The sequence below is a fragment of the Collinsella aerofaciens genome (genome assembly GCF_032584215.1).
GTDB lineage: Bacteria > Actinomycetota > Coriobacteriia > Coriobacteriales > Coriobacteriaceae > Collinsella.
Genome location: NZ_JAWHPN010000006.1, coordinates 1 through 25,874 on the forward strand (window position 1 = coordinate 1; position 25,874 = coordinate 25,874).

General features: G+C 59.0%; 14 protein-coding genes. 11 read left to right on the plus strand and 3 right to left on the minus strand.

The genetic code is table 11. The features are described from left to right. Positions 1–302 precede the first annotated feature (302 nt). The gene (gene ligA, locus RX395_RS02625) at positions 303–2,531 is read left to right on the plus strand and encodes an NAD-dependent DNA ligase LigA (protein ID WP_316365237.1); all 2,229 of its coding nucleotides are present in this window, start codon (positions 303–305) and stop codon (positions 2,529–2,531) included. Between the two features lie 427 nt (positions 2,532–2,958). Here ligA and RX395_RS02630 read toward each other — a convergent pair whose 3' ends face one another. The 3 genes from RX395_RS02630 to RX395_RS02640 all read right to left on the minus strand — a co-directional run bounded on the left by RX395_RS02630 (position 2,959) and on the right by RX395_RS02640 (position 6,480). Further along, positions 2,959–4,131 carry a hypothetical protein gene (locus RX395_RS02630; protein ID WP_138339693.1) on the minus strand — a complete coding sequence of 391 codons (1,173 nt, stop codon included), beginning with the start codon at positions 4,129–4,131 and terminating at the stop codon, positions 2,959–2,961. 108 nt (positions 4,132–4,239) lie between these two features. Further along, a complete protein-coding gene (locus tag RX395_RS02635) occupies positions 4,240–5,070 on the minus strand; it encodes a MerR family transcriptional regulator (protein WP_316365365.1) in 831 nt (276 codons plus the stop codon). A 63-nt stretch (positions 5,071–5,133) separates the two neighbouring features. Next, entirely contained in the window at positions 5,134–6,480 is a 1,347-nt protein-coding gene (locus tag RX395_RS02640) for an MATE family efflux transporter (protein ID WP_316365240.1), read from the minus strand. Positions 6,481–6,738: 258 nt separating this feature from the next. Here RX395_RS02640 and RX395_RS02645 point away from each other — a divergent pair, with 258 nt between their 5' ends. From RX395_RS02645 to RX395_RS02695, 10 genes are all read left to right on the plus strand, one after another. Then, positions 6,739–8,568 carry an ABC transporter ATP-binding protein gene (locus tag RX395_RS02645; protein ID WP_316365241.1) on the plus strand — a complete coding sequence of 610 codons (1,830 nt, stop codon included), beginning with the start codon at positions 6,739–6,741 and terminating at the stop codon, positions 8,566–8,568. Then, on the plus strand, positions 8,561–10,459 hold the full coding sequence (locus RX395_RS02650) for an ABC transporter ATP-binding protein (protein WP_316365243.1): 1,899 nt from the start codon (positions 8,561–8,563) through the stop codon (positions 10,457–10,459). The genes RX395_RS02645 and RX395_RS02650 overlap by 8 nt, the downstream gene beginning before the upstream one ends. Before the next feature lie 215 nt (positions 10,460–10,674). Beyond that, the gene (locus RX395_RS02655) at positions 10,675–11,712 is read left to right on the plus strand and encodes a hypothetical protein (RefSeq protein WP_316365245.1); all 1,038 of its coding nucleotides are present in this window, start codon (positions 10,675–10,677) and stop codon (positions 11,710–11,712) included. Positions 11,713–11,945: 233 nt separating this feature from the next. Continuing rightward, positions 11,946–13,001, plus strand: a complete 1,056-nt coding sequence (gene moaA / locus RX395_RS02660) for a GTP 3',8-cyclase MoaA (RefSeq protein WP_316365247.1) — start codon at positions 11,946–11,948, stop codon at positions 12,999–13,001. A 4-nt stretch (positions 13,002–13,005) separates the two neighbouring features. Then, positions 13,006–14,313, plus strand: a complete 1,308-nt coding sequence (gene mobB / locus RX395_RS10245) for a molybdopterin-guanine dinucleotide biosynthesis protein B (RefSeq protein ID WP_394815227.1) — start codon at positions 13,006–13,008, stop codon at positions 14,311–14,313. Between the two features lie 386 nt (positions 14,314–14,699). Then, positions 14,700–15,986, plus strand: a complete 1,287-nt coding sequence (locus RX395_RS02675; RefSeq protein ID WP_316365248.1) for an MFS transporter — start codon at positions 14,700–14,702, stop codon at positions 15,984–15,986. Positions 15,987–16,211: 225 nt separating this feature from the next. After that, the gene (locus tag RX395_RS02680) at positions 16,212–17,033 is read left to right on the plus strand and encodes an HAD family hydrolase (RefSeq protein WP_316365250.1); all 822 of its coding nucleotides are present in this window, start codon (positions 16,212–16,214) and stop codon (positions 17,031–17,033) included. 496 nt (positions 17,034–17,529) lie between these two features. Further along, positions 17,530–20,949, plus strand: coding sequence for a Spy0128 family protein (locus RX395_RS02685; RefSeq protein ID WP_316365252.1), 3,420 nt, complete (start codon positions 17,530–17,532; stop codon positions 20,947–20,949). Beyond that, on the plus strand, positions 20,942–22,606 hold the full coding sequence (locus tag RX395_RS02690; RefSeq protein ID WP_316365254.1) for an isopeptide-forming domain-containing fimbrial protein: 1,665 nt from the start codon (positions 20,942–20,944) through the stop codon (positions 22,604–22,606). Before RX395_RS02685 ends, RX395_RS02690 begins: the two co-directional genes overlap by 8 nt. A 114-nt stretch (positions 22,607–22,720) precedes the next feature. After that, the gene (locus RX395_RS02695) at positions 22,721–24,517 is read left to right on the plus strand and encodes an isopeptide-forming domain-containing fimbrial protein (RefSeq protein ID WP_316365256.1); all 1,797 of its coding nucleotides are present in this window, start codon (positions 22,721–22,723) and stop codon (positions 24,515–24,517) included. Positions 24,518–25,874: the final 1,357 nt, after the last annotated feature.

Sequence of the window (25,874 nt, forward strand, 5' to 3'; positions counted from 1 at the left end):
CGATAGGCAACCGGACACACATTCTGTCCGAGCGGTTAAAAGCGGGCACGGAATTTAAACGGCTGAAAAAGGGGCATCGACCTGCGCCGATGCCCCCAACGTGGACACACATTTTGTCCTATAAGCCTCCGTTGGGGACGGAGGAAAACGGATCACTTGGGGCTGACAAGGGCATGGTTTGATCGCGCGATCCACCCCGGTCCGGGCGCTGCCGATTCGGTGCGGTTCGAAAGGGTTATTCGGCCCCATCGTGACCGGTGGTACTCTTGTATCCGTTTGAAATCGAGCGAAGGAGTGCCGCTATGGAGCAATCGAGCCTGTTTGGTGACGGCGTGGACATCGATACCGAAACGCCCACGACCGCGGAAGCCACCGCACCGACCGATGCCCGTGCCCAGGCGGCAGCGCGTGCGGCCGAGCTGCGCCACGAGCTCGATTACCACGCGTACCGCTACTACATGCTCGACGCGCCCGAGATCACGGACTCCGCCTTTGACAAAATGCTTGTTGAGCTGCAGGAAATCGAGGCGACCTACCCCGATCTGGTAACTCACGACAGCTATACCCAGCGCGTAGGTGGCTACGTGAGCGAGCAGTTTACGCCGGTCACGCACATGGCACGCATGTATTCCATGGACGATGCCATGGATCTGGACGAGCTCGACGCGTGGCTCCAGCGTGCCGAGGATGCGCTCGGTGTCGGCAGCGTCACCTATACCTGCGAGCTTAAGATCGACGGTCTGGGCGTGGCGCTAACCTACCAAAACGGCACCTTCGTACGCGCGGCCACGCGCGGCGACGGCACCACGGGCGAGGACGTGTCGCTCAACGTGCGCACCATCAAGGATGTGCCCATGCACCTGTCCGAGCCGGCGCTCGCCCACATGGGCGCCGACCGCGAGCGCACCATCGAGGTGCGCGGCGAGGTCTATATGCCCAAGGGCAGCTTTGTTCGTCTGAACGACGAGGCCGATGCCGAGGGCCGCGACTCCTTCGCCAACCCGCGCAACGCCGCCGCCGGCAGCCTGCGCCAAAAGGACCCCAAGGTCACGGCGCGCCGCGATCTTGCCACCTTTATCTATGCCATCGCCGATACCGATCCGCTGCACGTCCACAGCCAGCGCGAGTTCCTCGATTGGCTGCGTAGCGCCGGCTTTAGCGTCAACCCCAACGTGGCACGCTGCGCCACGCCCGCCGAGGTCCACGAGTTCTGCGCCCGGGCCCTCGAGCATCGCGGCGACCTGGACTACGACATCGACGGCGTGGTCGTAAAGGTCGACAGCTTCCAGCAGCAGCTCGACCTGGGCTTTACCGCCCGCGCACCGCGCTGGGCCATTGCCTTTAAGTTCCCGCCCGAGGAAAAGCAGACCGTCCTGCGCGAAATTCGCATCCAGGTGGGCCGCACCGGTGTGCTCACGCCGGTCGCCGAGTTCGACCCGGTGACGGTCGCCGGCTCCACCATCGCGCGTGCCACGCTGCATAACATTGACGAGATCCGCCGCAAAAACGTGCGCGAGGGCGACACCATCATCGTGCACAAGGCAGGCGACGTAATCCCGGAGGTCGTGGGCCCGGTGCTCGACAAGCGCCCGGCCGATTCGGTTGACTGGCATATGCCCGAGGTCTGCCCCGTGTGCGGCAGCCCCGTGGTCCACGAGGATGGCGAGGTCGCTTATCGCTGCGTCTCCATCGACTGCCCCGCGCAGCTCAAGGAGCGCCTGCTCCACTGGGTGAGCCGCGGCTGCATGGACGTCGACGGCCTAGGCGACGAGATCGTCGACAAGATGATCGCTGCCGGCCTGATCCACGATGTCGCAGACTTCTACCAGCTCACGGTCGATGACATCGCAGGCCTGGACACGGGGCGCACCTATGCCAGCTCCAACAGCAAAAAGGGCGTCAAGAAGGGCGACCCCATCCCGGTGGGCCTCAAGACGGCCGAGAAAATCATCGCCGAGCTCAACAAGTCCAAGAGCCAGCCACTCGGTCGCGTACTGTTTGCCCTGGGCATCCGCCACGTGGGCAAGAGTGTGGGCGAGGTCATCGCCGAGCGATTCCTGTCGATTGACAAGCTTATCGTGGCGAGCGAAGAGGATATTGCCGAGTGCGAGGGCATCGGTCCCAAGATTGCGGCGAGCGTTAAGCAGTTCCTGGCCGTGCCCGAAAACCTTGCCGTGCTGGAACGTCTGCGTCAGGCGGGCCTTTCGCTCGAGGTCGACTTGGGCACCGCGCACGCGCAAGCCGCGGCCGACGCTGGTGTGGCGGGCGAGCTCGCCGACGCACAGCCGCTCGCGGGTCTGACCTTCGTGCTCACCGGCACGCTCGTCAACCGCACGCGCGACGAGGCGGGCGCGGCGCTCAAGGTGCTCGGCGCCAAGGTTTCGGGCAGTGTGTCAAAGAAGACGAGCTATCTGGTCGCCGGTCCCAAAGCGGGCTCCAAGCTCACTAAGGCCGAGCAGCTGGGTGTGCCCGTGTTGGATGAGGCGGCACTTGAACAGATTTTGGCGACGGGTAGGGTCCCGGAGGCATAATGATTTGTTGAGGAGCTGCGCAGAGGCTCAGTTCCTCAACATCTCCTTATAGTGTTTGCCTGTTCAATTTCGATATCGTTTCCCTCGTATGATCCAGATGCGTCTACCGACTCAAAGCGTGAGTAGGAAACTCTTGTCCCAACTTTGATTTGGGAAAGCTTGTCTTTGATTCGGCCAGATGAGGGGAATGTAATCCGGGTTTGCTTTCCAGCGTCGGTGTAGCGGGGACTGTTGTCTGTTTGGATTACGAGTTCCGTTCCCTCAATAGAATGAACGCTGCCGGCTCCAAAGACAAGGTAATCATCTCCTCCGCTATAGCGGGCTCTATCTGTGCATGAAGAAACGGATGCAAACATAGCGAAAATCACCAATATCGTAACCAGGGCAAAGGCCGTGGTGCCATACCATTTTGATGGTGCCATCCGGTCTACCAAAAGACTGTTCCGTTCAATTTGACCATATTGGGCGTTGCATAGTTAATCGCTCGGGGATAAGTGTTCCATCCGTCGAATACTTCGAGCCACTGCAGTTCGATGCCAGAGCTTCCATTATGCCCAGTAAAATAGCCAGTTACCGTGACTGTATGACCTGATAGCTCGACGGATCCTTCACTGTTTCGGCTGTTGATCCACATATGATACAAGCCGATATTCCCTTGATCGATAGTTGCTCTGTACTGAGCGAATTGAGGCTGATAACCGAAAAATTGAGTATTAAGTGCTCTACCCTTTTGAGCGGCAAGACTTTTAAACGGAACAATTCCATCTGGGATGATCGTGCTTCCGTACTCGACGCCCTGATCATTGGTCTTATACGTTGTTGTGCCAGTGACGTTCCATATTTCTTTATAATAATCGGGATTAAATTGATTAGCGTTTGAACTGGTGAGACCGTAATGCATTGATACAGCGTACAAGGCAGAAACGACGCATGCATACTTATTAGTGCGGGCTTCAACTAATGATTCCGAGACTCCTCGGAACGGTATTCCGTTTAAATCGTCTATTTGGAAATGCAACATCAAGTCATCTTCATTGATAATGACTGCATTCCATGAAGTTGGGTTATTGCTTTGAGGTGCTATACCCTTTTCGGTGACAATCGGGACAGACCGTATATTGTTATAGTTGGTTACACAGTCTCTAGTTCCTGGCACCAAAGTTCCATATTCAATATCGTTGTACGAAATTAGTACGGTTGGGTTTGTGGCCTGTTGGCCGGAATAAGTTGAAATGGCGTTTGATAGAGAAGCTGAAATCGGAAGAATGGTATCGCCGAGGGTTATCTCCTTCAGAAGCCCAGGATATGATGCGTCAAGTATTAAATAACCGTAAGGGCTTCCTTCCCTTGTGACACTGATTTCATAGCCACAGATAAGGCCGATTTGTTGGCATACGGGAACGATTTGCTCGATCTCTAAGTTCGCGGATCCGTCGACGATGGGCAACAGGGAAAGCGCGTAGTCTTGTGCTAGGTCTGATGTAAAAGCGACGGATGAGTTTGAGTCGGCAGCGAATACTCTTGTTGGGCGTGACGCGGATAAGCCGATGATCGAGGCTAGGCCGAGAAGAAACGAGCGACGTGATTGAACTCTGGGCATAATGTCTCCTGCCTATGGGGGGCAATATGCTGTCATTTTATTTGCTACATAATACAATCTAATTCGGATTAAGGTAAATGGATGGAATTGCTCGATAAATGGTAGTGATTAGCGGACCGGTATCGCGATCCTCGTCACATACGCCCCTGGGTCGTCGCTGATGATGTCGTCGATGAGGGCGATTTCGCGCGAGGGACCGGCGGGGGACAGGTCGCGCTCGTGCATGTAATCGAGTAAGCGCTCATAGCGCGGGGCCGCCTGACCGTGCGTGCCGCGGAAGCTGACCGTCAGACACCGCGCGGCGGGACGTACTTCGACATCGCCCAGGTAATCGTCCGTGTCATCGAGCAGCAAAAAGACCTCGTCGTAGCCATCAAAGTCGCCGGCTGCGAGGCGCTCGGCGCTAATCCCGACGCCTAAGTTGCCCAGAAAGACAAAGGTCTCGTGCTGGCCCTTCTGCAGCTGACGAATCTGCCACTCCAGCGCATAGGCGTCGGTAGGCTTGACACGTTCGCGCAATACGGCGCAGCGAAGCTCGGGCGCATCGATTGTGCAAATGGTATCGAGCTCGGTGTTCAAGGCATCGTGCAGCAGCGCAAGCCGGCTATCGATCTTGCGCGACACACGCTCCAGCTCTCGGCGCTTGCGCTCGATGAGCTCCTGCTGCTGAGCCAGCTGCCGCTGCATAAGGTCCACATCGCGCGTGGTCACAAACTCACGGATTTGCGCCAAGGGCAAGTTGAGAACACGCAGGTGACTGATGGTGTTGAGAGTGGAGAGCTGCCGCGATCCGTAGTAGCGGTACCCACTCGCCGGATCGATGTGCGCCGGGTCCAGCAAGCCCATCTGCTCGTAATGACGTAGCGTCCCCACGCTCAGGTTAAACAGGCGCGCCACCTCGCCAATGCGGAGCAGGCCCTCGGTATGTTCACTTGGCATGTCGGTCACAGGACCGCTCCTTTCAATGGAGTCGGGGAGGGATGCCAGGCCTGCGTCGCCCCGCTACGCTGCCAACTTGTCAAAAGCCCCGCGCCGGTTGAGTACGGTAAACGCGACAACACAGATGACCGCCGACAAAATCGATCCGCACGGCGAGGCGATGCCCATGGGAAACAGCGTGTCGGAATAGGCGTTCGACAGCAGCCACGCGCCCGGCACGCGAATGAGCGCCACGGCTAGTACGTTGTGCGCAAAGCCGATGTAGCTCTTGCCGTATGCAGCGAAAAAGCCACTAAAGCAAATGTGGATGCCGGCAAAGATTGCGTCGAAAATGTAGCTGCGCATATAGCCGGTACCGGCCGCGACCACCGCGGGGTCCTTGGCAAAAAAGCCGATAAACGCCGGCGCCACTAGCCACATCAGCACCGTGATCAGGCAGCCGTACACCACCGAGATGGTCATGGCATCCTTGAGTACCTGACGCGCGCGGTCGCCCTTGCCCGCACCGGCGTTTTGCGCCGTGAGCGCGCTGACGGTGGCGCCCATAGAACTTGGCACGATGAACAAAAAGCTGATCATCTTCTCGACCAGGCCCACGGCGGCGGCGTCGACCAGGCCGCGGTGGTTGGCGATGACGGTGATAAACATAAACGCTACCTGGATGCAGCCGTCCTGCACGGCCACGGGCACGCCGATCTTAAGAATGCTGCCGAGCACCTCGGGCTGGGGGCGCAGGTCGCTGCGCTTAACGTGGATGTTCGTGCGACGGCTCTTGAGCCACACGAGCGCGAGGGCAACGCTGGCTGTCTGCGCGGTCACCGTGCCGAGCGCCGCGCCCACGGGGCCGAGCCCCATGTGGCCGATAAACAGAAAGTCGAGCGCGATGTTGATGATGCACGCCACGCCGATCACGTACATGGGCGAGCGTGAATCGCCCAGCCCGCGAAAGATGGCCGAAAGAATGTTGTACGCGGCGATAAAAGGAATGCCGATAAAGCAGATACGCAGGTAGGCGGCAGTGCCTTCGACGGCTTCGGCGGGAGTGCCAATGAGCGCCACGATCTGCGGGCAAAGCGCGAGCAGGACAGCGGCCAGTACCACCGAGACACCCATAAAGAGCGTGATGGTATTGCCGATGGCGGTCTCGGCGCGGTCAAACCGGCGCGAGCCCACGGCGTGGCCGACGATGACCGTCGTTCCCATGGCCAGGCCCACGAGCGTCACGGTAATGATGTAAAGCGTCTGCGCGCCATTGCCCACGGCGGTGATGCCGGCAGCGCCGCTAAACTGCCCCATCATGTACAGGTCGGCCATGCCGTAGAGCATCTGCAAAAAGTACGAGAGCATATAGGGCAGGGCAAAGACCGCGATGGTCTTAAGGACATTGCCGCGTGTGAGGTCGTGTTCCATGGGCGGGGCTTTCTGGCTGGGTTTGTTTACGTACCAGTGTAGTGAAAACCCTACAACGATTGTAGAGTCAAGGTTTGTGATGACGCCGGAGCGAAAAAGTCTCGCGCACCATTATTCCGAGTGAAGATGGACACACATCACGAGAACTCGCCGCCGGCGCTAACCTTGCAGAAAACGATTTCGGAATACTTGACACCATTATTCGGCGCGCAATAATACGTGCGTTTGCGAACAACGTTTGATGGGGGTTGAACCTGCGTGCGCAATCTCAAAATACTGTTTTCCCATCTAGGGGCATACCGTCGCGATGCCATCCTCGGCGTGTTCTTTGTGTCGGTCGAGACGGTGCTCGAGCTGTTTATCCCGGTCATCATGGCCAACATCATCGATGTGGGCGTGCCCGCGGGTGATATCAACTACATGCTGCTGCAGGGCGCGTATATGTTGGTGTGCGCTGCGCTTTCGCTGGTACTGGGCTTGGGTTATGCCCGCACGTCCGCCCGCGTTGCCTCGGGCCTAGGCGCCAACCTGCGCGAGGCCGAGTACAAAAAGATTCAAACGCTCGCCTTTGGCAACCTGGACAACTACGACGCCAGCTCGCTCGTCACCCGCATGACCACGGACATCACCGTTATCCAAAATGCTGTGGGCAACGGCTTTCGCCCTATGGTGCGCGGCCCGGTGACGCTTATCGTCGGCCTTATCTACGCGCTGATGCTGTCGCGCCCGCTCGCCACCGTCTTTGCGATCATCTTGCCCGTGCTGGCAATCGTACTGGGCGTCATCACCTATCGCGTCAGTCCGCTCTACCGCCAACTCCAGACCTCGATGGACCACCTCAACGGCGTGGTACAGGAAGACCTCACCGCCGTGCGTGCCGTCAAGGCCTACGTTCGTACCGAGCACGAGGAGGCCAAGTTCGACGCAGTCAATACCGAGCTCGCGCGCACTGCGACAAAGACCTTTGGCAGCGCGGTGCTCAACCTGCCGGTGTTTCAGCTGTCGATGTACGTGGCTGCGCTCTCTATCCTGTGGATTGGCGGCCGCATGATTCTCGCCGGCAAGCTGGGCGTGGGCTCGCTCACGGGCTTTATGAGCTACGTGCTGCTGATCATGAATTCGCTCATGATGATTTCCAACGTGTTTTTGCTGCTCACGCGCGCTCTTACGAGTGTGGGCCGTATCGCAGAGGTGCTCGATGAGGAGCCCTTTATCGCCAACCCCGCGGGGGACCTCGCGATTGCGGCGCCAGCGGACGGCAGTATCGAGTTTCGCGACGTTTCCTTTAAATACCGCGCGGATGCAGCCGAGGATGTGCTCGAGCATATCGACCTTCGCATCGAGAGCGGCTCGACGGTGGGCATCCTCGGCGGCACGGGCTCGGGCAAGAGCTCGCTTGTGCAGCTGATTGCGCGCCTGTACGACGCCACCGAGGGCGCCGTGCTTGTGGGCGGACACGACGTGCGCGACTACGACCTGGTCGCCTTGCGCGACGCCGTAGGCATTGTGCTGCAAAAGAACGTGCTGTTTACGGGCACCGTGCGCGAGAACCTGCAGTGGGGCAATCCGCAGGCGTCGGACGATGAGCTCCTCGCGGCTTGCCGCGCAGCGTGCGTGGACGAGTTCCTTGATCGCATCGGCGGGCTGGACGGCGAGTTGGGGCAAGGTGGCGCCGGTGTTTCGGGTGGCCAGAAGCAACGCCTTTGCATCGCGCGCACGCTGCTCAAGCATCCGCGCGTGCTCATTTTTGATGACTCCACCAGCGCGGTCGATATGGCGACCGACGCAAAGATTCGAGAGCACATCGCCCGGATTTCCGATACGACCGTGCTCATCATCGCCCAGCGCATCGCGAGTGTCATGGATGCCGATCGCATTGTGGTATTGGACGACGGTCGTGTCCACGGCGTGGGCACGCACGAGGAACTGCTGGCGGGCGACAACATATACCAGGAGATTTACGCCTCGCAGATGGAGTTTGCGGGGAACGCGGACGCCGGCGACGGCAGCGACGATGGCTGCGCGAATGGTCCGTTTTCCTCCGTCGCATGCGGATCACCCTTGGAAGGGGGTGAGCGCCGTGCCTAAGACCGCAGCCCAAGCACGCCCGGCCGACCTCAAGCGCACTGTGCGCCGCTTGCTCTCCTACATGGGGCATGCCAAGTTCTCGCTGCTTGCGGTGGGCGTGCTCGCCTCCGTCGCCGCCATTGCGAGCCTCGTCGGCACCTACATGGTGCGTCCCATCGTTAACGGTTTGGCCACGGGCGGGGAGGAACTGCTTGCCAAGCAGGTTATCCTGACGGCGATCATCTACGCCGCGGGCGTGCTCTCGGCCCTGGGCTACTCACAGATCATGGTGCGCGCGGCCCAACGCGTGGTGTCCGATATTCGCCGCGATCTGTTCGCGCACATCCAGACGCTGCCGCTCAGTTATTTTGACAGCACGCGCTCGGGCGACATCATGAGCTTTTTCACCAACGATGTCGACACCGTCTCCGAGGCGCTCAACAACAGCTTTGCCAACGTGATTCAGGCCGCCATTCAGGTTGTGGGCACCACGGCCATGCTCATCATCCTTAACTGGCAGCTCACGATTATCACACTCGTGTGCGATGCGGCCATTGTGCTGTATGCGCGCTATTCGGGCGCGCGCTCTAAGCGCTTCTTTGCCGCCCAGCAGGCATCGCTTGGCGACCTGGACGGATATATCGAAGAGATGGTCTCGGGCCAAAAGGTCATCAAGGTCTTTAACCGCGAGGCGGCGAATGTCGCCGGCTTCACCTGCCGCAACGACGAGCTTCGCCGCACCGGCACCGCCGCCGTGAGCTATGCCAACTCCATGGTGCCCATGACCGTCGTGATTGGCTACGTCAACTATGCCATCGTCGCCGTGGCGGGCGGCATGCTCTGCATCAAGGGACTCTCCGACGTGGGCGCGCTTGCAAGCTACCTGGTCTTTGTGCGCCAGGCCGCCATGCCCATCAACCAGTTTACGCAGCTCGGCAACTTCTTGCTCAACGCGTTGGCCGGTGCCGAGCGCCTGTTTGCGGCTATGGACCTTGAGCCCGAGGTGGACGAGGGCTGCGTGGAGCTGGTGCAGACGGGCGATGCCGCGTGGGCGTGGAAAATTCCCGAGGGCCAGGGCGTGGGCGTCTACGGGCACCTGCATGACGTGGCAGCCGTTGATGAGTCGGGCCGCGCGGTGGCCGCCGACGGCACCGAGCTCACGTGCGGCTTGGTCCCGCTTGCCGGCGACGTGCGCTTCCATGCCGTGGACTTTTCCTACGTGCCGGGCGCCCGCGTGCTCACGGACCTCAACCTGTTTGCCAAGCCGGGGCAAAAGATTGCGTTTGTGGGCTCCACGGGCGCCGGCAAGACGACCATTACCAACCTCATCAACCGCTTCTACGAGGTCGATGACGGCGAGATCACGTACGACGGCATCGACGTCAAGCACATTGCCAAGGCCAGCCTGCGCGGGTCGCTCGGCATTGTGCTGCAGGACACGCGCCTGTTTAGCGGCACCATTGCGCAGAACATCCGCTTTGGCAAGCTCGACGCGACCGACGAGGAGGTGCGCGCCGCTGCCGAGGCCGCCTGCGCCGACTCGTTTATCCGCCGCCTGCCGCGGGCCTACGACACACCGGTCACGGCCGACGGCGCCAACCTGTCGCAGGGTCAGCGTCAGCTGCTCGCCATCGCGCGCGTGGCCGTCGCCGATCCGCCGGTGCTCATCCTGGACGAGGCCACGAGCTCCATTGACACGCGTACCGAAAAGCTCATCGAACGCGGTATGGACCGCATCATGCGCGGACGCGCCACCTTTATGATCGCGCACCGCCTGTCCACCGTCCGCGACGCCGACGCCATCATGGTCCTCGAACACGGCCGCATCATCGAGCGCGGCACGCACGAAGAACTGCTCGCCCAGCACGGCGAGTACTGGCAGCTGGCACATGGCTTAAAAGAGCTGGATTAACCCGTTCGAGCACGATGCTTTGATCTCTCCGTGCCCCTCACCTCGCTTCAAACCATCACAACATTCGACGTTTTTTGCCAAAAACGGGAAAAGCATCGAATGTTGTGATGGTTTTTCTGCCATCCGACCGGGTGGAATCGCTTTCTTGCGCACGAAGGTGTGCGGACCCGTGGGCAGGGGAATAAGGTTGGTTATCCGACTCCATTGGAGGGCTCATGGACCTGCCGATCGTCCTGTCCCATAAGACTGCCTGGCTTTACCACAACGTGGCGCGCCCGTCCGAGCCGCTCTCGCGAGCAAGCAGCCTATACGATGAGGACTCGCTTGCTAACGAGGCGGAGTCGACTGCGAGCCTGCCCAAATTGGGACTCGATGCCAAGGGGCTGAGGGCTTCAACGGCAGTTGGGATTGTTACCGACTATCTGGTCTCGATCGGTATTCCACGAGGAGAGCTCGATCATATCGACACGCTCGTCAACTTCGATTTTGAGCGCTCGACGCCGGCTGGATTTAGGTGCCACGTGTTTGGAGCGCCGGTACCTCCAGGCCATCTTATCGAGGTGGCAGAGGGCCTTCTAGTGGTTGATGAGGCCATGTGCTTTGTCCAAGCGGGCTCGTGGATGAGCGAGCCCGAGCAGCTGGAATATGGCTACGAAATCTGTGCCCGATACCATTTGAATCATCTGTCGACAGGCGATTATATCGAGATGGGGCAGAGGCATACCGTTGCCGACTTGATTGCTTATTGCAATGAGAACCGATCTCGTCAGGGGGCTATACGCGCGGCCGCCGTGCTCAGGCGCGTGCACGATGGCGCGCGGTCGCCCATGGAGACGGCCACCGCAATCATGGTCGCTGCAAAACGTTCCCAGGGAGGGCTGGGATACGCCAAGATCGAGCTCAACCATCGGGTCGATGTTCCCAGCGAGTTCAAGTATCTCGCAAAGGCCGGGTTTTTCGAGATCGACGTATATGCGCCTGCGAGCGGTACGGGGATTGAATACAACGGTTCGGACCATCTTGATAAACAGCGCAGCGCGTCGGATGCGGAGCGTATGACCGTGCTGAGCGCGCTGGGCTTTAGGATGATCGTCCTCACCGGGACTCAGTTTGCCCACCAGCTGCAATTGCATCGGGCGATGAACGCCATCGCACTCGCTATGGGTCTCAAGTGCGACCGAAGCGAAGCGTTCCAAAAGCGGCAGAACGACCTGCGAGAATTCGTGATTCGGCACTGGGACGGCGGCCTTTAGGGGCGCTTTGGTCCTTCTACGGGGTGCCGTGGGCAGGCAAACCATCACAACATTCGACGTTTTTTGCCAAAATCGGGAAAAGCATCGAATGTTGTGACGGTCTGTGCTGAGGATGGGCTTGGGAAGCGGGTTTTGCTCGAAGCGCCCTGTCCTGTCGTACGGGTGTCGGCGTGATTCTCTCGTGGGGTATTATGTTTTCCGAAGAATAAAATGCCGCGTGAGGGGAGGGCCGCGTGGACGGGCACGTGCAACATGACGGCTTTGGCCGCGATATCAACTACCTGCGCATTGCCGTTACCGACAAGTGCAATTTCCGCTGCATTTACTGCATGCCGGCCGATGGCGTGGCGCCCCGTGCACACGACGAGCTACTCAGTGCCGAGGAAATCGCCCGTTTTGTGCGCCTGGTGGCGGGAGAGGGCATTCGCCGCGTGCGCCTGACGGGCGGCGAGCCGCTGGTCAGCCGCCGTATCATCCCGCTCATTCGCGACATCCGCGCGATTCCGCAGATCGAGGACATCTCGCTCACCACCAACGGCGCCCTGCTGCCCAAGCTGGCGCCGCAGCTCAAAGATGCCGGGCTTAACCGCGTCAACATTTCGCTCGACACGCTCGACCCTACGCTCTTTGGAAAGATCACGCGCCTGGGCCGACTCGAGCAGACCATGGCCGGCATCGACGCGGCGCTGGCTTGGGGCTTTGAGCCCGTTAAGGTCAACTGCGTTGTGGTGCGCCGGCTCAACCAGGATGTGGCGGCCCTCGCGCGGCTCACGCTCGACCGCCCCATCCACCTGCGCTTTATCGAATACATGCCCATCGGCGACGAACACACGAGCTCGCATTGCGCTGTGGATCCGCATGCGCCCGCGCTCAATCCCGAGCTGTGGGACGCGAGCGATACCGTGCCGAGTGACGAGCTGCGGGCGCGCATCAATGCCGGGGCCGCCGCGGCGGGACTGGGTGAGCTCGAGCCGCTCGACATCAACGACGCTCCTGCCGGCGCGGGCCCTGCGCGCTATTGGCACTTTCCGGGCGCGGCGGGAACGGTTGGCTTCATCAGCGCCATGTCCAACCATTTTTGTGCGAATTGCAACCGCCTGCGCCTGACGGCCGATGGCAACGTGCGTCCGTGCCTGTTCAGCGATGCCGAGTATTCGGTGCGTGAGGCGTTGCGCCGTGGTGATGATATGCAGGTACTTTCGATTTGGCGCGATGCCGTGGCCCACAAACCGCAGGAACACGCGATAATTGAGGGCACGCAACGATTTATGTCCCAAATCGGAGGATGATCATATGGCCAAGAGCAGGTACGCCGACGCCACCAAGGCCGCTCGCAGGGCCGCGATGTCTGCCCACAAAGTCACGGCTGCGGCGAATGCTGGCAACGCCGACGCGTCCGCGCAGCCGACTGCCAGCGCTGCTACCGAGCCCGCCCGCGACGCCCGTCGCGACGAGCTGACGCACGTGGACGCCAAGGGCGAGGTGCGCATGGTTGACGTGTCCGACAAGGCCGAGACCCATCGCATCGCCATCGCCGAGGGCACCATCCTCATGCACCCCGAGACGCAGGCCATGGTGCTGCAGGACCGCGCCAAAAAGGGCGACGTGCTTGCCTGCGCACGCGTGGCGGGCATTATGGCCATCAAGCGCACGAGCGATATCATTCCCATGTGCCATCCGCTGCTCATTACCAAGAGCAAGTGCGATATCGAGCCCATCGCTCCGGCGGGGACGCCGGCCGAGGACGTGCCCGAGGGCTGGGCGCCGGCGCGCGTTGACGGGCAGGTTGGCTTTCATGTATTGGTTACGGCCGGCGTGACGGGTAAGACGGGTATCGAGATGGAGGCCCTGACTGGAGCGAGTGCTGCGTGCTTAACAATCTATGACATGTGCAAGGCGGTCGATCGCGGCATGGAGATCGTCGACGTGCGCCTGCTGCACAAGGAGGGCGGCCGCTCGGGCGTGTGGGATCGTGCCGAGCGTCAGGTCGCTGCTGTTGAGTCCGTGGCCGCTGACGGTGCCGCGCCCGCGAGCGCACCCGTCGCCGTCGCGCCCGCAGCTCCGACACCGGCCGTCCCCGCGATCGCGTTTATCGGCTACCAGAACTCGGGCAAGACAACGCTCGTCGAGAAGGTTATCGCCGAGCTCACCCGCCGCGGTCTGCGCGTGGGTTCGCTCAAGCATCATGGGCATCACGGCTTCGATATCGATGTGCCCGCCAAGGATACCTGGCGCCATCACCAGGCCGGCTCCAAACACGTGGGCCTCATCTGCGCCACGCGTTGGGCGGAGTACGCCGACACGCGCGAGGAGGACGAGATGCCCGCGCGCGAGCTGCTGTCGCGCTACAACGATGTCGACGTGGTGATCATCGAGGGCTACAAGACCGAGGGCTTCGACAACATCGTGGTAGCGCGCTCCGGTGTCGACCGTCTGCGCGGCAAGAGCTCGCTCGACCTGGTTGACGGTCGCACGCTGGCGCTTGCCTGCAACGAGGCCCTGGCGCGTCAGGCCTTCGACGCCGGCTTTGCGACCCGAGCCATCAACATCAACGACGCCCGAGCCATCTGCGACCTCATCCAAGACCACCTTCAGGCTTGACGCTGCGCCGGTTCCAAGTACCCCGTCTCGCCCCTCAAGCCGTCGCTCGCGTACCAAAGTACGCGTCGCTCCTCTTTCGGGGCGACCTGGGGCACTTGGAACCGGCTCGCTGCGCTGCCATAACATGCCAAAAAGGGACAGGTTTCTTTTGGCGGGTTTTATCTGGGCAAACGTCATTTCCACCACAAAGGGGCCAGGCTCCTTTGTGGTGGTTTTTGCTTTGGTAGATGTGTGGGACATGCCTTACAATCTACCAAATAGTTCATGACGGGCAAAAAACGGAGAGAAGAGGCTTGATGCGTCCTTAAAGTTTCATGCGGATAGATTGATTTGACAGACGGTGGCGAATGCCCGCCGCCCGTATTCGTATGAAACAAGGAGTCTCCATGCTCATCCCTCTTCTCTCAAAACCTCAATCATCGCTGCCCGTGCAGGCCAAGCGCCTGGTGGCAATGCGCTTTCTTATCTACACCGGTTTTCAGACCAGTTATTTTATCGGCGTTATCGGAACGCTCACCTATGCGGACGATGCCTCGGTCGTGGCGACATCGCTGGCCGTCCTGTTTATGAATGTTTTTGTAATCCTGGGATCCTTTGCGGGTGGCGCGGCGCTCGACGCCTGGGGCCCGCGCCACCATTTCTTGCTGAGCATCGTGGGCACGGTGACAACCGGCGCGGCGATCATTGCCTTTGGCAGCGCGACCGGCATCGTCCTGCTCGGCGCGGTGCTCCTGGGCTTTGTGATGGGGTTCGCCCAGCCCATCGCCACATCCTATCCGGCTTACCTCACCGATGATCCCGTCGAGCTCAAAGACATCAACTCCGCCATCGCCATGTTCTCAAACGTGAGTATTATCGTCGGACCCACGTTGGGTGGCTTTCTCGCGGCGGCTGCGTCGTCGCGCGCGGTGTTTGTGCTCATGATGCTCTTTACCGTGCTGGCGCTCGTCGCCGGTTGGGGCCTTAGACCAAGTGCGGGTCAGGCCGCCGCGCACGAAGACAAAACCGCGATTGGTGACATCACATCGGACAAGGCCAGCCAATGCTCCGACCCCAACACGTCCTCCCGTGTCACCTTCGCGACCAGCATCAAGACGGTCTTTACCAACAGTATCCTCGCCCTGCTGTTCTGCATCATCTTCCTCTCGAACTTTGGCTACGGTGCCTTCGATCCACTGGAGTCGTTCTTCTACCGCGATGTCCTGCACGTCGGTGTCGAATGGATGGGCTGGCTCTCGTCGGCCAGCGGTGTGGGCGCGGTGCTGGGCGCCGTGGTCGCGCTCCGCTTGCCGCCGCGCTTCGTCAGCCTCAAAACGCTGCTCGTTGCACTCATGTCCGTGGGTCTGGGAAGTTTGCTCTATGTGGGGACACCGTACGTGGGCGTGGCCCTTGTCGGCCAGATTGTACTGGGCATAGCTTGGGGCGTCGTCAACCCGCTCCACAACACCATCGTGCAAACGACGGCCCCGCTCGAGCAGCTCGGTCGCGTGAACTCGGTCATGGGTTTTGGCAACATGTTCGCCGGCGTGGCCCCGCTGGCGATTGCCCCGTGGCTGGCGGCGACGTTTGGCGTGCAGCAGACGCTCGTTGGTGCGGGCATGGTCGTGACAGCGGTTCCCGCGGCGTTGCTGCTGTTTGGACGCCGGCATTTTGATCGCGCCGCAAAGCAGTAAAAACCATCACAACGTTCGATGAAAACCGCGATTTTGCCGAATAACGTCGAATGTTGTGATGGTTTGCGCCCCGGGCCATGCCACCCTACGGGTCCGGCCACCACAAAAGGGGACAGGCACCTTTGTGGTGGTTTTTGCTTTGACAGGCCGCGCCTGCGCCTTGGTATACCATGTACGCCGTTCACGAATACACCCCACACCGCCGCACAACCCAGAAAGGCCCCCATGGACGCCACCTTCAGCCATATTAAAGCCGTACTCTGCGATATCGACGGTACGCTGCTCACGAGCCGGCACACGGTGTCTCCGCGCACCGTGGCGGCGATTCGCGCCCTGCGCGAGCGCGGCGTGCTCTTTGGCCTGTGCACCGGGCGCGACGCCCAGGCGACCGAGGCCATGTTTGGGCTCTGGGGTATCGAAGGCCTGGTAGACGTGCTGGTGGGCTGTGGCGGCGCCGAAGTCATCGATCGTGCGCACGGCATCAACGAGCTGAGCTACCCGCTACCGGGCGAGACCATTGCGCACATCTGCGAGCACATGGCGGACCTGCCGGCAACGCCCGTTTGCCCTCGGGACGGCGTGCTCTATGTGCCCGAGAGCAATGCATGCGTCGAGCATCTGTCGCGTGTCGACGGCGTGCCCTACAAGGTGGTCGACTTTGCCGAGTTTTTGCGCGAGCCGCAGACCAAGGTGATGTTTACCATGGCGCCCGAGGTGATGCCGCAGGTCATCGAACGGGCGTCGACGTTCGCCGACGATACCGTTAAGGCGGCGGCTCTGCAGACCACGCAGCGGCTCTACGAGTTCATGGATCCGCGCGTGTCTAAGTCGCGCGGCCTTGTGCGCGTGGCGGAGCTCAACGGCATGGAGCTCCAGAACATCTGCGTGTTTGGCGATGCCGATAACGACACCTGCATGGTGGCCGACGCCGGCGTGGGCGTGGCCATGGCAAACGGCAGCGACGCCACCTGTGCCGCCGCCGACTTTGTAACCGCGAGCAACGACAAAGACGGCATCGCGATCTTTATCGAGGAGCATCTGCTGTAGCGCCGGGGGAGAATCACCACAAAGGGGGCAGGTACCTTTGTGGTGGCCTCAGGCGATTTGATACCGAAAATCTGCGTGCAAATTCAAATATAGCTGTCTGAACATCATGCTTCTAACCGCCGATGGGCTAAAGATATTCTCATCAGTTTGGAAGGATATTCCTTCCGGTTAATGACCTACTGCTCACGGTCGATTTTCGATCGTGAGCGGGATGTTTGCTCTTGAGCAAAAATTTGTGCAAATAAATCTAATGCCATTAAAAAAATGATGGCAACCAAAGTACCAGTAGAAACAAAAAATAAATAGCGAATAAACGAAGGTAAATCTGAGCAAATGTCAAGAGAATTGACAATTCGCTACAAAACTATCGGTATTTTTGCCCAGATGTTCAAACAATCGTTACAATATTCATTACTAAGTGTGCGCAATTACGGGTTGCGCAGATACGCTTGATAGTGAAAGAGCAAGATCGCGGTCTCTTGGGGAGGAGACATCGATGAAAGCAAATTCAGACAAATATAAGCAGAGTAATAAAGCGACACGCCGTGTACTGGCAGGCGTTTTGTGCGGAGCCTCCGTTTTGAGCCTGGTACTGTCGCTCGTCATGCCTCCGATCTCGCAGGCCATTGCCAATGATGCCCAGACAGTTTCTACCGAGGAAACTGTGATGGGGGGGGGTTCCTCAAGTGGGTCTACTGATGTAGACAACACCAACAACGGGGATACCGAAAACCAGAATAGTGACGACGCAGAGGGTGGCGAGTCTGGCGACGATGCTCTCGGGACGCCCCCGTTGTCTGATGACACGGGAGCCGAGAGCGCTGCGCAGCCCGCGGATGATGGGCAGTCTGTCTATAAGGCCGCTACTGTTGCAAATGAAGGTGAGGTTCCGGGACTTCAAAGAGATAAGGATGGGTACACGCTGCTGACGAGTGACGGAGACCTGACAACGTACCTTAACGCCCCGACTAAACCCGATAAACTACGTCTTGCGGCTGACATTAGTTCAAGTGAGTCAATCACTATCAGGCAAAATACTACAATCGACCTTGCGAATCACAAGCTTTATTACAGCAGCGGTAACAGTGACAAGGGCACCAGCGATCCTGTTCGTGCATTTATCACAATTTCAAATGGCTCTACGCTAACTGTCGAAGGTACGGCGGAGGACTTGCAGACTGAAGCTACCAGTAGTGAACCTGGTCAGCCAGCAATGATGCAGCTAAGTGGAAGTGTTCCACAATCACTCACATACTACGTAACTGAAAGCACGCCTAACGGTTTTGGTACTAGCGAAACGACCTACCAGCACACTGTTGCCGATTTCGGCGCTATCGTTGCATGCAAAGAGGGCTATGTAAATCGAGTCATTTCCGTTGAGGAAGGGGGCACGCTCAACCTTAAGGGTGGCATGATCACAACGCCTCGTACCCTGGGCAGCGACGGTCACGTTATTCTCTCTCAGGGCGCTGTCAATATTTCTGGCGGTTACGTCACCAACGGCAACGGCGGTGGCTGGGGCGGTGGTCTGTGCATAACGGGCGCGAATGCCAGCCTCGAAATGACAGACGGCGTGGTCGCGGGAAACAAGGCAGCTTCTGGCGGCGGCGTCTATGCTGACAACGGAGCCACCTTGAAGCTTACGGGTGGAATCATCTCTGGCAACGCTACGTACGGCGAGGCGGATGGTCTCGGTGGCGGCATCTTGGCTTCGGGCGGTAGTGTGACCGTTTCTGGTGGCTACATCACTAACAATAAATACGCCAAGTATTGCGGCAACGATGGCCAGGGTGACCATGGCGGCGCTGGGCTTGCTGCCAATAACGGCGCCCATGTCGCCATTTCCGGTGGCCAGATTACTGGCAACTATTCCGAGGAAGCTGGCGGCGGCGTTTACGTTACCAATATTTTTCATTCAGGTATGGCATGGCTCGACATTACGGGAGGAAATATTGCCTCTAACGTGAGCTACAAATCTGAGGGTGCTGGCATTCGAGTGGGCCAGAAGGTTGACGCGATGATAAGTGGAGCGTCAAAAGATAGCCCAGTCTACATCACTAATAACCACTGCATGTCTCGCTTTGACTGGGGCGGAGGCGGCGTCTTCGTTCAGGGCGATTCGGATAACGACGCATCTAATGCTGGCAGGCTCTTTGTATACAGCTCGTATATAAGCAGCAATACCGCTGGTGGCTATGGTGGTGGCGTTGCAGTCTGCCCGACGGGCAAGACGTTGGTAACGAACACTGAAGGCACGGCAATCTTTGGCAACACTGACGCTCAAAACGCTGATTCTTACGATGAAAATGACAATGACAATAATGGTAACCCTCATCTTTCTGGTGGCGGCCACAAGAAGACTCAAGACAAGTACGCCTATAACTCGGTCGATAAAAACGGCGAACATGTTTTTCGTGACAGTGGTCATGCCGATTTCTTCCTCGCAGCGGAAGGTCACATAACGCCGGTCGCAGTAGTAACCGGCAAGATGCTTGGCGATATAGACGCCAAGTATTCGGGAAGCATTGAGCTAACGGATCGCATCACCATCCCCGCCAACGGTGCTGCTCAGATAAAAAATAGCATCGGTCTGACTTCGGGTGTTAGTGCCACGGATAAAACGGCGACTGAAGCAGTACAGAAAAATGCGACAACCTTCATCACGGGCAACTATTCTTGGAACCATGGTGGCGGCATCATGTCGAATGGTGACCTGTACTTGGGTCAGCCAGCAGACACGTATGTCTATCCGAGCCTTAAGCTGAAGGCGACCAAGGCGCTGTCCGGCCGCAAGATCAATAACGGGGAGTTCTCCTTTACGGTCTACCGCAAGGATTCGGTTGATCCTTTCGCTAGCGGGGTATTCAATCATGACGTTTGCACCCCGGTTGGAACTGCAAGTAATGTTGATGGAGGCAACATCACGTTTAACCTTGGTGAGCAGTCTGCGGCGAACGGTACGGCTGGCACGATTACATACTACCTAGTCGAAAATGCCGGAAAGGTTTCCGGCATCACATACGACCCCGCCGTGTACGAGATTAAGGTGACAGTCGAAGACCACCCGACTGTGCTCATGACTGTTCCGACTCGGGACGATCCGAACAAGACCATAGAGCTCAAAATCCATAACTACAAGATCAAAGACGTGAGCGCGGTCGAGCATCCCAAGGGCGAAACTGACTCCCAGAACGTTTCTGTGAAACCAGATGCTACTGAGGGTTATTATTCGATTGACGGCCCCGACGGGGGAAAGACCTTCACCAACAAGTACACCCCTAGTGTTTCCTGGACTCCTATGGCGACTAAGATCGTTGAGGGTGGCGAGATGAAGAAGTTTACACTTCAGCTCGCGACAGACAGCCGCTTTAGAGACACAGACATCATCGGTACTGCCGAGACCACCTCTGGTAAAGATACGAAGCAGACGCTTTCGTTCAAGGACGCCACTGATAAAGATAAAACGATTGAGTTCAAGTACTCGCTCTCTGATATCAGGAATAATTCCGACGACCCGGGCGGCTCCACGGGTGGCTCTTTCAAGACCTTTACGTACTATGTGCGCGAGAAAACCGACGGTTCGCAGTTCTCGCACTACACGTACGACCAGTCGGTCTATAAGTTCACGGTTGTGCCAACGTATGACACCGAAAAAGGAGAGATCAACTGTGCGGTGACCTACAGGAAGGGAACCGTTGACAAAGAAGGTACGTGGGTAAGCGCCGAGACCGAGGGCCACGAGTTTCCCGACACTATCCCCACCTTCACCAACACCTACTCCACCTCTTTGCCCCTTTCTGGTATGTCGGGCGTCACTCTGACGTACCTTGCCGGCGCGGCGGTGCTTTGCGCTGCTGCGGCCTGGATGCATATTCGTCGCAAGGCGAATGCGAAGGGAGGCGAGCGTCGTGAATAAGAAAGTTTGCTCCTTCCCGATCTTGTTTGCGCTGCTTGCCCTCCTGATCGGCACCTGCGCGGTTGTGTTCCCCGCTTCCGCGCAGGCCGTGCCGACCTCGGCCGGTTCCATCACGGTGAGAGGCACCGTGGCGCGCAGCTACGACGCCTACCAGATCTTTAGCGCCAACGTCGTCGACGGCGACAGCGACGCCAAGATCGCCACCGACCTCGCCTGGGCAAGCGACGCCGTGCGCGACGCCGCGCTGCCCGTGCTGCACAGCGCCGGCATGCCCAATTCCCAGGCCACCGCACAGGAAGCTGCCGAGTGGCTCAACACCGATTCCCACCTTACGAGCGCGCTGAGCGCACAGCTCGCTCGTTCCCTCCAGAGCTCTGACGCCGTGCCCGTGGCCCTTAACGCGGGCACGGCGGCCAAGCTGTCCTGTGGCTACTGGCTCATCGTCGCCGACGACGACGCCATCGCTCAGGGCGAGGTCGGCACCGCGCCGATCATGGCCCTGGTCGGCGGCAGCGCCGTCACCGTCAAGTCCAAGGCGGCGACGCCCAAGGTCCAAAAGCACGTGCTGGAGGACAGCACCGCCGCCTGGCAGAAGGCCGCCGACGCCACGGTCGCCGACGACCTGTACTGGCGCCTCTCTGCCACGGTCCCGGCGGGGCTCACGGCATACGACACCTATGCGGTGCAGTTCGTCGACACCATGAGCGCGGGGCTCGATCCCTCCAAGGTTGCCGCGAGCATGCGCGTGTACGTGGCGGCGGGCGCGGACGGCGGCTTCGGCGCCGTCTCGGCCGGCAAGGACGGGCGCGCCGGCACCGAGCCCGCGAAGGGCTGGACTGACATCACGGCCCAGTGCAGGGTCTCGGTCGACGGCAAGACCTTCACCGTGCGCACCGGTGACCTGATCGCCGCGCTCGGCGGGGCCGACGCCTTTACCGCGGGCACCCGCGTGGTCGTCGTGTACAATGCGCCGCTCAACAGCGCGTGCAGCCACGGCATCGCGAAGGGCAACCCCAACGAGGTCTACCTGCGCTACCCGCGCTCTCCCTTTGCCGACCAGTCCGGCGACGCCGGCTTCACCCGCACGCCGAGCGACGATGCGTGCGTCTACACCTGGGATCTCGCGCTCACCAAGCGCGGCAGCGACGGCGACAAGCCGCTTGCTGGGGCGGTCCTGAGCATCGCCGACGACCGCGGTCGCACACTGGCGGCCGACGGCACGTGGGGTGCGGAGGGCAAGGCCACCGTCACCACGGGCGAGGACGGCCGTGTGACCGTCTCGGGCGTGGACTCGGGCAAGCTGGAGGTCCGCGAGCTCAAGGCGCCCAAGGGCTACACCGCCTTTGAGGGCACGCGCTCCGTGACGGTCAAGGCCGAGGGCCTGGACGTCGACCAGGTTGCCGCCGCCAAGCCCAAGCTCACCATCACGGCCGAGTCGCCCCTGCGCGCCGACAGCGCGGACGGGTCGACGGACAGTCTGGAGGCGTCGATCATCAACTCGCCCGCCGGCACGCCCCCTAGCATCTTCACCGGAGGCTTTATGCCTTCGACTGGCGATATGGCAATGTACGCCGCGGCCGCCGCAGTGGTCGCCGGAGCCGCGCTCATCGTGGTCGCGCTCCTGGTCAAGCGGGGAGGTGACAGCCATAAAGAGTAGCTGGCAGCCCCACCGAGAGCGGGGCGAGACGTAGCGAAGCAGATGCTTAGAAACAGACAGACGATGACCGATCGAATGAGAACCAACCGGAAAACGGAGGAAAAGAAGATGAGCATGAGCAAGAACATCGCACGCCTGGCAGTGACGGCAGGCCTTACGGCGGCGTTGGGCTTCGGCGGCGTCATGGCCCCGGTGACCATGGCGTTTGCGGCCGAGGGTGCGACGGGCAGCATCACGATCAGCCAGGTCAAGGGTAACGAGAGCGCCACGTTCAAGGCGTATCAGATCTTTAAGGCAACGGTGACCGACGCTGAAAACGGCGGCAAGACCGCTCAGAACATCACGTGGGCAAGCAATACGGTTGGCGAGAAGGTGATTGATGCCATTAAGAAAGACTGGAAGGGTTATGACAGCTTGGAGGTTAAGGATCAGCTGTCTGGCAAACCTACGGCCCAGGAAGTAGCCGACTTCCTCATGGCACATGCGGGTTCCACTACTGCAGGATCAACATCGACTGATGGAACGCGAATCGCTACCAACAATGTTCTCTACGCAGTTGCGAATGCCGTTAAGAGTGAGAACCCTGCCGCGACTAACATCCCTACTGGTGGTTCTTGGACTCCTAATTCGGCGAATGGCAACGGCTACTACCTGTTTGTGACCGACGAAAGTAGTCTGGGCACTGGCAAGAAGAACACCGGCACGTCTCCGATTTTCGCCCTCGTGGGCGGCGAAGCCGTGACTGTAACTGAGAAGACCAGCATCCCCACTGTCGACAAGCAGATTCTTGCTGCGACTTCTGATGATCCCACGAAGCTGCCAAATGGTTGGGCTGGCGTTGCTAACTCTCAAATCGGACAGGAAGTGACCTACAAGCTTACCGGATCGGTCGCCGATAACTATGACACCTACGATTCCTATGCATATAAGTTTACGGACACTCTTTCAAAGGGTCTTACCTATACTGACAATAGTGTCGTAGTCTACGCGGTGAACAAGGATCCGAGTAATCAGGATAAATACGAACTGATCGCTAATAATGATTACACGACAAATAAGGCTAACAATGACGATGGCACCACTACCTTGACTATCGAATTTGGCGCGAAGGGGGAGAAAAAGGGACTCAAGGATATCTCCAGCGTAAACGCCGACACACAGATCGTTGTCTTCTACAAGGCGAAGCTCAACGCAAGCGCGAATATTGCGGGTGCAAACAACCAGCTGAAGGTCAATCCTAACACCGTTACGCTCGAGTATTCCAACAACCCCATGTCAGGTGGCATTGGCACCTCGGCGTCCGATACGGTTGAGGACTACACGTACGGCCTCAAGATCAACAAGGTCGACTTGGGAACGGAGCGGGCTCTGAACGGTGCTCAGTTTACCATTAAGGTGAATAAACCAAACGATAAGACCTTGGATGGTAAGTTTGTTGGGAAAGACGGCACCCTCTCCACCGAGGAACATGTATTCCAGACCAATAACGACGGATATTTTACAGTGAAGGGTCTCGACGCCGGCAAATATACCGTGACAGAGAAACATCTCGAGGGTTATGCCGATATCTCACCGTTCGATTTCGAGATTGTTCCGACCATGTCAGAGGATGGGACTAAAATTGATAAGATAACGCTTTCTATGTCCCAAACTGACAAGCTTATCGCTGGCATCAATGATGATGGCGAGGGTAAGGTTGGCGATAACAAGCTTGAGGTCAAAACTGGCACAGCCACAAACGACGACGGCACCTTCAACATCACCGTCGGCGATACCAAGCAGGTTGGCCTCCCGCTCACCGGTCTCAACGGCGTGACGTTCACTTGGATCGCTGGTGGCGCGGTGCTGTGCATCGGCGTGGCGCACCTCATCCGCAGACGTAAGCAGGCTGAGGAGTCCGAGCAGGAGTAACGCTCGCTCACCCATCCCTTTGGCAGGTGGGATGTGATGGCCATGAGACTTGCGGACACTTTTCTCGTCCATCCACGTTCTTGCTTTGCCATTCTCTTTTCGGGGCAGACTCCGCACTGGAGTCTGCCCCGTTTTTTCGGGATAACGCAGCCAGGCTCCATTGCCCGATGGATCAAGCGCATGAATATCGAACAGATGTTTGCAATTATTGCGTTTAGCAGCTGTGGGTGCATGCACTCGCAGTAAAATACCCTTGCGACGCATCCCGTGCGCGGGCGGCCGACGACTCGATCGGAGGTCCCCAAATGCTGAAATTCCTTAACGCGCTCGCCGCCCTCGCGGCGGTTGGCACGTTCGTCATCGCGTTTCTTGACTCGTATGAGGTTCGGTTTAAGGTCCGTAGGCGCACGCGCGGTGCGGACGGTAGAAGGCATTTGCGCCGCAACAAGCGCAAATAAGAATGCCCGGGGTTAGAGGCCCGGGCATTTAACAACACCGGAAACTGGTCGCCCGCGCTCCAAAGTACTTACGCGGGATGCGTCGTTTCCTGTAGCTATTGTATCCTGAATCGCCCCGCCGATCCGGGACATTTTGAAAACGCAAACACGTCGGGCAAACCCGGACAATGCGGCCAGGCTCCGCTGGATGAGGAATCGTGTTTGTAACTATCGAACAAATGTTTGTCAAAATCGCGTTTACCAGGCGTGGGTGCATGCACTCGCAGTAAAATACCCTTGCGACGCATCCCGTGCGCGGGCGGCCGACGACTCGATCGGAGGTCCCCAAATGCTGAAATTCCTTAACGCGCTCGCCGCCCTCGCGGCGGTTGGCACGTTCGTCATCGCGTTTCTTGACTCGTATGAGGTTCGGTTTAAGGTCCGTAGGCGCACGCGCGGTGCGGACGGTAGAAGGCATTTGCGCCGCAACAAGCGCAAATAAGAATGCCCGGGGTTCGGAGCCCGGGCATTTAACAAAACCAGAAAACTAGGCCGCCCGCGCTTTCGAACACTTACGCGGGATGCGTCGTTTCCTGTAGCTATTGTATCCTGAATCGCCCCGCCGATTCGGGACATTTTGAAAACGCAAACACGTCGGGCAAACCCGGACAATGCGGCCAGGCTCCGCTGGATGAGGAATCGTGTTTGTAACTATCGAACAAATGTTTGTCAAAATCGCGTTTACCAGGCGTGGGTGCATGCACTCGCAGTAAAATACCCTTGCGACGCATTCCGTGCGCGGGCGGCCGACGACTCGATCGGAGGTCACCATATGCTGAAATTCCTTAACGCGCTCGCCGCCCTCGCGACGGTGGGCATGTTCGTCATCGCGTTTCTTGACTCGTATGAGGTTCGGTTTA

Bases quoted from the DNA above. Each gene is read 5' to 3' on its own strand.
- RX395_RS02675 (WP_316365248.1), top strand. From the start codon at position 14,700: ATGCTCATCCCTCTTCTCTCAAAACCTCAATCATCGCTGCCCGTGCAG.
- RX395_RS02680 (WP_316365250.1), top strand. From the start codon at position 16,212: ATGGACGCCACCTTCAGCCATATTAAAGCCGTACTCTGCGATATCGAC.
- RX395_RS02685 (WP_316365252.1), top strand. From the start codon at position 17,530: ATGAAAGCAAATTCAGACAAATATAAGCAGAGTAATAAAGCGACACGC.
- mobB (WP_394815227.1), top strand. From the start codon at position 13,006: ATGGCCAAGAGCAGGTACGCCGACGCCACCAAGGCCGCTCGCAGGGCC.
- RX395_RS02695 (WP_316365256.1), top strand. From the start codon at position 22,721: ATGAGCAAGAACATCGCACGCCTGGCAGTGACGGCAGGCCTTACGGCG.
- RX395_RS02630 (WP_138339693.1), bottom strand. From the start codon at position 4,131: ATGCCCAGAGTTCAATCACGTCGCTCGTTTCTTCTCGGCCTAGCCTCG.
- ligA (WP_316365237.1), top strand. From the start codon at position 303: ATGGAGCAATCGAGCCTGTTTGGTGACGGCGTGGACATCGATACCGAA.
- RX395_RS02655 (WP_316365245.1), top strand. From the start codon at position 10,675: ATGGACCTGCCGATCGTCCTGTCCCATAAGACTGCCTGGCTTTACCAC.
- RX395_RS02635 (WP_316365365.1), bottom strand. From the start codon at position 5,070: ATGCCAAGTGAACATACCGAGGGCCTGCTCCGCATTGGCGAGGTGGCG.
- RX395_RS02640 (WP_316365240.1), bottom strand. From the start codon at position 6,480: ATGGAACACGACCTCACACGCGGCAATGTCCTTAAGACCATCGCGGTC.